This is a genomic window from Arcobacter sp. F2176, assembly GCF_004116465.1.
Lineage (GTDB): Bacteria > Campylobacterota > Campylobacteria > Campylobacterales > Arcobacteraceae > Arcobacter > Arcobacter siniprincipis.
The window spans coordinates 1-2073 of sequence record NZ_PDJV01000046.1 but is presented as its reverse complement, the minus strand read 5'-3'; the positions used below and the strand labels follow the sequence as shown (position 1 = coordinate 2073).

Sequence of the window (2073 nt, the reverse complement as noted above, 5' to 3'; positions counted from 1 at the left end):
TTTTAACAAGTACTGTTCAAATAAGACCTAATAGAAAATTTAAAAGACCATCTCCTTTGGAAGGTAAAAATACTAAAGGTATTAAATCAGCTAATTTTTCCAAGAGGAAGAAAAAAAGTGTTTTTTAAAAGTACTGAAGATACTATGAAAAGGGGATTCTTGGCTTAACTTAACGGCATTGGGGGTCAGACCCAATGCCGTTAAGTTAAGTTAAGAAAAAACACCCTTTGAACCTCTAATAATTTCTATCTAAAATATCACTAAATAAACACCTACTAAATTACAAAAATAACTCCATACAACCTCTTTATAAAGGGGTTGTAAACTACTTTTTAGATATAATAATAAATATTATTAAAAGGTTAATTATGTCAAAAAAACTTAAAAAAAACAATATTGAATTTAGCATTAGCATTAGCATTGGGGGTCAGACCCCATATGGCAACTTTTCTGAAATCAAGCTGAATCTCTTTCTCTTTTTTTCATTTCTGAAATTTTTTGAATCTTTATCATAATTTTAATATAATTTATAAAATTATTTAAGGATACAGATGCCTAGACGAGAACGTATAAGCCATGCTGGATGTTATCACGTTGTCTGCCGTGGTGTTGAGCGTCGTAATGTCTTTTTGGATTCTGATGATTTTGAACAGTTTTTAATTCTTTTGAAAAGTGTAAAAAAAGAGTTTGATATTGTTGTACACTCCTTTTGTCTTATGACAAACCATTATCATATCTTACTTGAAACAAAAGAAGATAATATTTCCCTTGCTATGAAATATCTCAATTCACATTATGCTATATATTTTAATAAAAAATACAAACGTACTGGTCATCTTTGGCAAGGGCGTTTTCATTCTGATTATTTATATGCTGATAATCATTTTTGGTATGTAGCTAAATATATTGAACAAAATCCAATAAAAGCAAAGATGGTTAAGGAAATACATCATTACAAATACCAATCTTTTTTTCAATGGAAATATCAATGTGAGTATTCTTATCTTTTAGAAGGTTCTAAGATTTTTGATATGACTTTACTAGAGTATCAAAATTATATTAGCTCTGATATGGATTCTGATATTCTAGATATTATTTATACCGCACCAAAGATAATAAATAAAAATGGTGAAATTAAGATACTTTATAAACGACTAAACACTTTTTTTCATGAAGATAAAAGTATCAATCGTAATAATAATATAAAAAAAGCATATGAATATGGCTATACAAAAAGTGAGATAGCTAATTTCCTAGCTTTAAGTAGTACGGCTATTTCAAAAATACTAGATTAATCACTTCAAGTACAAGATAGAAGCTTCTTGGTCAATATAAAAATCAAACTGTCTAAGAAAATTCATACCTAACAAGCCATCAAAATCATTATCTTCAAAATTACTAACTGTAATATCAAAGTTTTCAATTTTTATGTTGTCTATTCTAAATTCTTTAACTTTTGCAACATAAGCTTCTTTTTGTCCATTTGCAGTATTTAAGATGATAGGTTTTGTTTTTTCATAGTTTGAATAATTTGACTCATTTATAAGTGTGTATGTAGCTCCTGTATCAATCATGAGCTTAAGTTTTTTATTATCTACAAAAGCATCAATAAAAAAGTGATTCTTTTGTTTTTGGAGATTTATTTTATGAGTAAATTTATTCTGAAGTTTTAAAATAGATTCTATTTTATTTAAATACTCTATTGTACTATTTTTATAGGTTTCATTATTTATTATTTGCTCAAAAAGTTCTTTTGATTTTCTATAGGTTTTATTATCAAAATAATATTGTGCAAGTAAATACTTATACTTAATACTATCTGGTTCTTGAATTATGAGATATTTAAGTAATGTATTTATAGTCTGTAAATCTTTTCTTTCATTTAGTAATCTCAAATACTCTGTCGTGTATTTGATTATTTTTTTATTGATTTTATTTTGTAAATCTTCCTCTATAGCACTCTCTTTTAAAGAATAAAGTAGTTTAATTGCCTTGAAATATTCATTTTCATTAAAATATATTTGTGCCAAATAATATAGCGCTTTACTGTTTCCATAATCGTAAGTTAAATAT

General features: G+C 26.0%; 2 protein-coding genes. One reads left to right on the top strand and one right to left on the bottom strand.

Translation table 11 applies throughout. The features are described 5' to 3' along the window. Positions 1–551: 551 nt before the first annotated feature. The gene (locus tag CRU95_RS16060; protein WP_129102118.1) at positions 552–1295 is read left to right on the top strand and encodes a transposase; all 744 of its coding nucleotides are present in this window, start codon (positions 552–554) and stop codon (positions 1293–1295) included. Here the strand turns inward: CRU95_RS16060 and CRU95_RS16055 are convergent. Next, the coding region (locus tag CRU95_RS16055; RefSeq protein ID WP_164969823.1) for a retropepsin-like aspartic protease at positions 1296–2073 on the bottom strand (778 nt) is incomplete at its 5' end. It lies immediately after the preceding gene.

Bases quoted from the DNA above. Each gene is read 5' to 3' on its own strand.
- CRU95_RS16060 (WP_129102118.1), top strand. From the start codon at position 552: ATGCCTAGACGAGAACGTATAAGCCATGCTGGATGTTATCACGTTGTC.